Genomic DNA, 8,005 nt, shown 5'->3' with positions numbered 1-8,005 from the left:
GGCGTATCCAATAGGGCTGCCCCTTCTTGCCACCGGTTTGCCGCCATTCATAAAAGCCGGACGCCGGCACCAAAGCGCGGCGATGACGCATCGCCGCTTTGAACGAGGCCTTTTCGGCAGCGCCCTCAGAGCGCGCGTTGAACAGCAGTGGAAACTCCCTGGTATCCTTCACCCAAGTCGGGATCAGTCCCCAGCGCACCAGCATCGGCTGCCGGTCCGGCAGATTCGAGCCCGGCAACCGCGGAGGGCCGGCGATCGCCATCAGGATCGGCTGCGTCGGGGCGATGTTGTAGCGCGCCGGGAAATCTTCCAGTTCGGCCAAGCCTAGCAAGGCGGCAGTCTGGTCCGGCGTCGCGGTCAAGGCAAAACGTCCGCACATGGTCGATTGGCGCCCTTCGAATGGTTCAGCTTGAAAGTGGCGATGCAACCGACGTTGCGCAACCGCTAAAGCTTGCCCATGCTTGGGTGGTCCACAACAGACCTGCCTACACGCTTGATCGGAAACCCATGAACGAAGCGCGCAAGACACTTCCGGCAGTATCGGTCGCAGTCGTGCGGGCAGACACCGTGCTTCTGGTCAAGCGAGCCCGGCAACCCTCGCAAGGGCTCTATGCCTTCCCCGGTGGCAAGGTCGAACCCGGCGAGACGCTGGAGGCAGCGGCAGAGCGCGAACTTCTGGAAGAAACCGGTTTACGCGCCACAAATTATCGCCCGCTGCGGGAAATCCACATCGACGGCAAGGACGACAGCCACCCGGTCGATTATCGCCTCACGGTCTTCGGCGCCGCCTATGCCGGCGGCGAGGCGGTGGCCAACGACGACGCCGAGACGGCCGCCTTCTATACGCTCAGCGAGATGGCGGCACTGCCGCTCGCCGGCGCGGTGTTCGCGGTCGCCGAAGACTTGTTGGGCGCCGGCGGAACCCCCGGGGCGCGGTCCTGAAAATCGCCTTGCGGGCGACAAATTGTTTCGCCACAAAGGCTTATGCTATTTTGCCAAGAGCGCCTATGAACCGTCCATCCATGCTCCTCGCCATGTGTCTTGCCGTCAGCGCAGCCGTCTCGGCACGGCCGGTGTTCAGCGCCGAATCACCGTTCGAGCCGGGGCTGATGCGGCTGGCGGAGGTTCTGGGGTCGCTGCATTTCCTGCGCAATTTGTGCGGCGAGAAGGGCGACCAGTGGCGTGTCGAGATGACAAAACTGCTTGATTCGGAAAATCCGGACGCCGAGCGGCGCGCTCGCTTCATCGCCAGCTTCAATCGCGGCTACCGCTCCTTCGGCGGCACCTATACGCGGTGCACGCCGTCGGCGACCGAAGCCATCAGCCGCTACATGAAGGAAGGCGAGACGCTGTCGCGCGATATCGCCTCGCGTTACGGCAACTAGGCACCCGCTCATCAACAACTATCCGGATCATTGCTGGGCACAGCCGATATATCGGCTTGTGCCAGGCGACATCTTGGTGCAATCCTGATGTTGCACTTCTGCAACAGTATTAACGAAACCTTACCGCGCGAAAGCGGAATTAACTCAAACTGAAGGTTTTCGCCCCGCAGGCCGCCCCAATCGGCTAAGTTTGACTCGAGCTGAACGCAGCTTCGCACAAGGCAATCAAGCTTTGTAAAAGACGATCAAAAAAATGTCGTATTTACAAATACTTAATTGTCCCTGCGTGTGAAATGAACAGATCAGGCCTGGTCCACATCGATGGATCGCAGCTTGAAAGGGTGGACATTCGCTTATGGAACATGGTGTCAACGACATCGACGCGCTGGTCAGGGAAGAAAAACGCCTGACCGCCGTGGAAAGCCACAGCGAGGCCTGGGCGGAAGGTCTCTCCGCCGGGATAGAGCCCGAGATCATTGCCGAAGCAGCGCTCGAAACAGCCTTCGGCGAGATGTTGCGTGCCAATGGCGAGACCTCGGCCCTTGCCCTGCTCGACCGTATGCGTGAAAAGGTGATTGCTGGCGCCTTCGAACCTGAACGGCTGCGGCACTGAACCGACGTCCGGTTCTTTGACGGCAAAATGCCGCTCGGGCGTCATGCCCGGAAGCAGGGAGAAACGGGCAGTGAGTTTTTCGATGTCAGGCAAGCCGCGTGGCTTTGTCCTCTGCATCTCCTTCGCCGCTTGCTGTGCCGCGATCCCCCTGGTTGTGTGTCTCGCGAGCGGCCCCGCCTACGCGCTGAGCGAGATCAAGCGCGAAGAGCTCCCGCCAACAGTCACGCCGCCGGCGGACGATGACATGTCGCCTCCGGGAAGCACCGTGCCAATGCCCAACCCGGTCGGAACGCCGCCGCCGACCACTGAACCGGCTGCTCCCAATGAAGCCGAGCCGGACAGCCCGGCGGATGGCGGCGTGACCAGACCGCGCGTCGATCCGGACACGCCGGTGCCCGAGGTTGTCTACGATCTCGCCAAGCTGCCGGAGCCGGTACTGCGCATGCACGACCTGATCGTCGAAGCCTGCAAGGGCGGCGACATCGAAAAGCTGCGGCCCTTGATCGGCAAGGGCGACAGCGCCACGCAGATATCGCTGACCGACATAGACGGCGACGCCATCGCCTTCCTCAAGGGGCTCTCCGGCGACCCGGACGGCCAGGAGATCCTGGCCATCCTGGAGGAGGTGCTCGATGCCGGCTACGTCCACCTCGATGCCGGCACGCCACAAGAGCTCTATGTGTGGCCGTATTTCTTCGCCCTGCCGCTGGACAAGCTGGACGCCAAGCAGCGGGTCGAACTGTTCAAGATCGTCACCGCTGGCGATTTCGACGACATGAAGCAGTTCGGCGCCTATATTTTCTATCGCGTCGGTATCACCCCTAGCGGACAGTGGTCGTTCTTCGTCGCGGGGGATTGAGTGCGGCTCTTCCCACCCTACGGGGGGTGGGGAGCCTAGCGGGGCAAAGCCTCAGAAAACTCCACCGCCCTACCCTGGCTTGGCGTGGCGATCTCGCCTTCCCACATCACGCGGCGGCCGCGAATGACGGTGCCGACCGGCCAGCCGATCACTTCTCTCCCGTCATAAGGCGTCCAGCCGGCTTTCGAACCGGCCTGCGCATTGGTGATGGTCTGGCGCCGCTTCATATCGACGATGGTGAAGTCGGCGTCGTAGCCGGCAGCGATGCGGCCCTTTCTCGCCATGCCGAAGATGCGTTGCGGGCCGTGGCTCGAGAGGTCGACAAAGCGCTGCAAGGTCAGCCGGCCGGCATTGACGTGGTCGAGCATGAGCGGCACCAGAGTCTGAACGCCGGTCATTCCCGACGGTGAGGCCGGATAGGGCTTTGCCTTCTCGGCCAGCGTGTGCGGCGCGTGGTCGGAGCCGAGCACATCGACGATGCCTTGCGCAATGCCATGCCAGACGCCGTCGCGATGGCGCGCGGCACGCACCGGCGGGTTCATCTGGATCAGCGTGCCAAGCCGTGCATAGTCGTCGGCGTTCAGCGTCAAATGATGCGGCGTTGCCTCGCAGGTTGCGACATCCTTGTGCTGTTCGAGGAACAAGATCTCCTCGGCCGTCGAGATGTGGAGGACATGGATGCGGGCACGGGCGTTTCGCGCGATGCGTACCAGCCGTTCGGTACAGCGCAAGGCGGCGATTTCGTCGCGCCAGACCGGGTGCGATGACGGATCGCCCTCGATGCGCTCGCCAAGGCGCTCGCGCAGCCGGAATTCGTCTTCCGAATGAAAGGCGGCGCGCCGGCGCGTGTTTCGGAGGATCGACGCGACGCCCTCGTCATCCTCGACCAACAGGTCGCCAGTGGACGAGCCCATGAAAACCTTGATCCCGGCCGCACCTGGCAGCCGCTCGAGGTCTCCGACATCCCCGGCGTTTTCGCGCGTGCCGCCGATCCAGAAGGCAAAATCGCAATGCATGCGCCCCGTGCCGCGCCGGACCTTGTCGGCAAGCGCTGCTTCGCTGGTGGTCAGCGGATTGGTGTTGGGCATCTCGAACACAGCGGTGACGCCGCCAAGAACGGCCGCGCGCGAACCCGTTTCAAGGTCTTCCTTGTGTTCCAGTCCCGGCTCGCGAAAGTGCACCTGGCTGTCGATGACACCCGGCAGGATATGCAGGCCGCGGCAGTCGATCGTCTCGCCGGCCGAGGCCTGGCGGAGATCGCCGATGGCAGCGATGCGCCCGTCCTTCACCCCGATGTCGCGAGCCCCTTCGCCGTCATGGTTGACCACTGTGCCGCCTGTCAGGATGAGGTCGTAGATCATGGCCATGCTCTCTTGCGGGGGGAGTGCCAGCGGCTTACGTAAAGGCCGACCGTTTTGCAAGATCAGGTTGCTTTTCCGCCCATGCCCTTTGCCCAGCTCAAAGACCGCGCCCTCATTTCCGTATCAGGTCCGGATGCCGAGCATTTTTTGCAGAACATCCTGACCACCGATCTCGACGTCCTGGCTCCCGGCGAAGCCAAGCCCGGCGCGCTGCTGACGCCGCAAGGCAAGATCCTGTTCGATTTCCTGATCTCGCGCGACGGCGAGACTGCATCCCGGCTCGAATGCCGGGCCGACATATCGGAGGATTTCGTACGCCGGCTGACGCTCTACAAACTGCGCGCCAAGGTCGAGATTGCCAAATCCGATCAGGCGTTTGTCACCGTCGCATGGGGACATGAATCAGCATCCTCACAATCCGATTCAACGGTGGCCGACACGCGCTTTCGCAACGACGCCGTTGAGCGTTCCTACGGCGAAACAGCTGAGCGCAGCGATCTTGCCGCGTGGCAAGCCTTCCGCATTGCCAGCGGCATTGCCGAAAGCGGCAGCGACTACCAACTCGGAGACGCCTTTCCCCATGACGTGCTGCTGGACGAAACCGGCGGCGTCGGCTTCAAGAAGGGCTGCTATGTCGGCCAGGAGGTCGTCTCGCGCATGCAGCATCGCGGCACGGCCAGGCGGCGCGTGCTGATCGCATCGGCCGACAGGCCCCTACCCGCGCCCGGCACCGAGCTGACCGTCGCAGGCAGGCCGGTTGGCACGCTCGGCTCGACCGTCGACACGACCGGTCTGGCCATTGCGCGCATCGACCGGGTCAAGGCGGCGCTCGACGCCGGCCAGCCGATCATGGCCGGGGACGCCACTGTTTCACTCGCCATCCCGGTCTGGGCAAAATTCGCCTTCCCGCAGGAAGCCTTCGGCGCGGAGGAAGCCTGATGGCCGCCGACCGCGTCGGCGCGCCGGCTCGCGCCTGGCAGCGCATGCTGTCGGGCCGCCGGCTCGACCTGCTCGATCCCTCGCCGCTCGATATCGAGATTTCAGACATTGCGCATGGGCTCGCCCGGGTTGCCCGCTGGAACGGCCAGACCAGCGGCGAACATGCTTTTTCGGTCGCCCAGCACTCGCTGCTGGTCGAAGCGCTGTTCTGCGACCTGGTGCCCGAGGCTTCGGCCGACGCCCGGTTGGCGGCCCTGCTGCACGACGCCCCCGAATATGTCATCGGCGACATGATCTCGCCGTTCAAATCGGTGATGGGCGGAAGCTATAAGGACTGTGAATTGCGGTTGCAGCGCGCCATCCATCTGCGCTTCTCGCTGCCGCCGGAACCCGCCGCTGCGCTGCGCAAGGAGATCAAGCGCGCCGACCAGATCGCCGCTTATTTCGAGGCAACGCTGCTCGCCGGGTTTTCGACCGCCGAGGCGACCGAGTTCTTCGGCCGTCCGCGCGGCTTCAATGCCGACCGCTTCGATTTCACGCCGCGATCGGTGACCTGGGCGCAGAATGCGTTCCTGAAGCAGTTTTCCGCGATCGAGAAGGCGCGGCATCAGGTTTCGGCGACCGCAATCGGCTAAAACGCTAAATTAACCGGCGGCGGCCACAGTAGCGCGTTCGATCACGGTTCGCAGGCGCGCTCATGCCCGTCGCTGATGCCAAGGATGGTTCGGCCGTCCCGAAACGGGAGGCCGAAGGCATGGACCGCTCCCGCCACATGGAAGACGAGCTGCGGGAGCAGAACCAACGCTTTTCGGCTGCGGTCGAGAACATGTCGCACGGCCTGTGCATGTTCGACGCCAACGAGCGGATGATCATCTGCAACGGCAACTACCTAAACATCTTTTGCCTCGACGCCAAGGTGATACGTCCCGGCATCCGGTTCCTCGACATTCTGCGCCACAGCGTCGACATCGGCGTCGCCTCGCAAACCGCCGACGAACTCTACGCCATCCGCAAGCCCTATATCGACCAGGCGAAACCCTCGACCTACGAGGAGATGCTGTCGGATGGCCGCATCGTCAGCATCTCGCACCGCCCTCTGGCTCTGGGCGGCTGGGTTTCGATCTATGAAGACATCACCGAGCAGCGCCGCGCGCAACAGGATCTCAAGGAGCAGCACCGCCGCTTCGACGCAGCGCTCGCCAACATGTCGCAAGGCCTGCTGATGTATGACGCCGACGGCAAGATGATCGTGCGCAACGGGCGTTTTCTAGAACTCTACAACGTCACCGCGGCGGACTTCCCGCTTGGAACCACGCACCGCGACGCGCTCGAACGATTGCTGGAACTCGGTATCTATACGAAGATCGATGTCGACAGCGAAGTCGCCAAGACCGAGGCCTGCCTGGTGGCGAAAAAAATGCATTCAGCCTATCGGCATCTTACCGACGGCAGGACGGTTCTGGTCACCCGCCAGCCGATGAGCGGCGGCGGTTGGGTGGCGACCTTTGACGATGTTACGGAGCGCCGCCGCACCGAAGAGCGCATGACCCATCTTGCGCATCACGATATGCTGACGGGACTGCCCAACCGCTCGATGTTTCGCGAGCGGCTCGACCTTGCGCTGGAGGACACGGCGGCCACGCCGCTGGCGATCTTCTCGCTCGATCTCGATCGCTTCAAGGCGGTCAACGACACTTGGGGACATCCGGCCGGCGACTGGCTGCTGAAGAGCGTGGCCGAGCGGCTGCAGCGCTGCCTACATAATGAAAACGACGTCGTTGCCCGCTTCGGCGGCGATGAATTCGTCATCATCCAGTTCAATTTCAAGGGCATTGCCAATGCTGAAAAACTCGCGAAGCGTATCGTCGAGACAATCGGAAAACCGTTCCGCGACAAGAGCCGCGAGATGCATATCGGCATCAGCCTGGGCATCGCGGTTTCCCCCGACGACGGCGGAGATGCCGACACGCTGCTGAGGAACGCCGATACAGCGCTTTACCGGGCGAAGAGCGAAGGGCGCAATCTGTATCGCTTCTTCGAACCCGGAATGGACGCAATGGTACAGGCACGGCGTGCGCTGGAGGTCGACCTTGAGACCGCGCTGCCGCGCCAGGAGTTCGACCTCGATTTCCAACCCATCATGAACATCGCCTCCGGCGAGATCGTCGGCGCGGAAGCCTTGATGCGCTGGCATTCCCCAGAACGCGGCATGGTGGCGCCGGACAGCTTCATTCCGGTCGCCGAAGAAACCGGATTGATCGTGCCGCTTGGCGAATGGGCCCTGAGGAAAGCCTGCGCGGCGGCGGCACGCTGGCCCGCCGGCCTGCGCGTCGCGGTCAATGTCTCGGCCGTGCAACTTAAAAGCGGCAGCTTCGCCCGCAGCGTCATCTCGGCGCTGGCTTTCTCCGGCGTGCCAGCCGGTCGATTGGAACTGGAGATCACCGAAACCGTGCTGATGGATGAAAGCGAGGCGGTGCTAAGGACGCTGCGGCAGTTGCGCGAACTCGGCATCCGCATCGCGCTGGACGATTTCGGCACCGGCTATTCGTCGCTCGGCTACCTCAGGCGTTTTCCTGTCGACAAGATCAAGGTCGACCGTTCGTTCATCCACGACCTGGGCAATCGCGACACCGCGGCGATCGTGCGCACCGTCATCGGACTGGGTGCCGAGCTTGGCATCACTGTCACCGCCGAGGGTGTCGAGACCGAGGCGCAGCTCGACATCCTGCGCGGCAATGGCTGTACCGAGGCGCAGGGCTATCTGATCGGCGTGCCGTCAAATGCGGCCGATATTCAGCGTCTGTTGAAATCCCGAGTGCCGCACAGCCAGACTGGCTGAGGCCGGCCA

General features: G+C 63.1%; 9 protein-coding genes. 7 read left to right on the top strand and 2 right to left on the bottom strand.

Annotated features, from left to right (window positions below; translation table 11 throughout):
- Nucleotides 1-379, bottom strand: a 379-nt coding sequence (locus tag EOA16_RS09680; protein ID WP_164754191.1) for an SOS response-associated peptidase, incomplete at its 3' end; no start/stop codon positions are given.
- 128 nt (nt 380-507) lie between these two features.
- Between EOA16_RS09680 and EOA16_RS09675 the strand changes: the two genes are divergently transcribed.
- From EOA16_RS09675 to EOA16_RS09660, 4 genes are all read left to right on the top strand, one after another.
- A complete protein-coding gene (locus tag EOA16_RS09675) occupies nt 508-942 on the top strand; it encodes an NUDIX domain-containing protein (RefSeq protein ID WP_127257408.1) in 435 nt (144 codons plus the stop codon).
- 65 nt (nt 943-1,007) lie between these two features.
- A complete protein-coding gene (locus EOA16_RS09670) occupies nt 1,008-1,385 on the top strand; it encodes a TIGR02301 family protein (protein ID WP_127257407.1) in 378 nt (125 codons plus the stop codon).
- A gap of 355 nt (nt 1,386-1,740) precedes the next feature.
- Complete coding sequence (locus EOA16_RS09665; protein WP_008874920.1) at nt 1,741-1,998, top strand: hypothetical protein; 258 nt, start codon at nt 1,741-1,743, stop codon at nt 1,996-1,998.
- Nucleotides 1,999-2,068: 70 nt separating this feature from the next.
- Complete coding sequence (locus EOA16_RS09660) at nt 2,069-2,857, top strand: hypothetical protein (protein WP_164754190.1); 789 nt, start codon at nt 2,069-2,071, stop codon at nt 2,855-2,857.
- Between the two features lie 35 nt (nt 2,858-2,892).
- Here EOA16_RS09660 and EOA16_RS09655 read toward each other — a convergent pair whose 3' ends face one another.
- The gene (locus EOA16_RS09655; RefSeq protein ID WP_245455894.1) at nt 2,893-4,224 is read right to left on the bottom strand and encodes a dihydroorotase; all 1,332 of its coding nucleotides are present in this window, start codon (nt 4,222-4,224) and stop codon (nt 2,893-2,895) included.
- A gap of 75 nt (nt 4,225-4,299) precedes the next feature.
- Between EOA16_RS09655 and EOA16_RS09650 the strand changes: the two genes are divergently transcribed.
- The 3 genes from EOA16_RS09650 to EOA16_RS09640 all read left to right on the top strand — a co-directional run bounded on the left by EOA16_RS09650 (nt 4,300) and on the right by EOA16_RS09640 (nt 7,996).
- Nucleotides 4,300-5,157: a folate-binding protein YgfZ gene (locus EOA16_RS09650; RefSeq protein ID WP_127257404.1), complete on the top strand. Its 858-nt coding sequence runs from the start codon at nt 4,300-4,302 to the stop codon at nt 5,155-5,157.
- Nucleotides 5,157-5,792 carry an HD family hydrolase gene (locus tag EOA16_RS09645; protein WP_127257402.1) on the top strand — a complete coding sequence of 212 codons (636 nt, stop codon included), beginning with the start codon at nt 5,157-5,159 and terminating at the stop codon, nt 5,790-5,792. The genes EOA16_RS09650 and EOA16_RS09645 overlap by 1 nt, the downstream gene beginning before the upstream one ends.
- A gap of 62 nt (nt 5,793-5,854) precedes the next feature.
- Nucleotides 5,855-7,996 (top strand): EAL domain-containing protein, encoded by a 2,142-nt coding sequence (locus EOA16_RS09640; protein WP_127257400.1) that lies wholly within the window; start codon nt 5,855-5,857, stop codon nt 7,994-7,996.
- Nucleotides 7,997-8,005 lie beyond the last annotated feature (9 nt).

Origin of the sequence: Mesorhizobium sp. M7A.F.Ca.US.008.03.1.1, assembly GCF_003997495.1 — a bacterium.
Taxonomy (GTDB): domain Bacteria; phylum Pseudomonadota; class Alphaproteobacteria; order Rhizobiales; family Rhizobiaceae; genus Mesorhizobium.
Note: the sequence above shows the minus strand (reverse complement) of the source record. Positions and strands in the feature narration are given on the sequence as shown.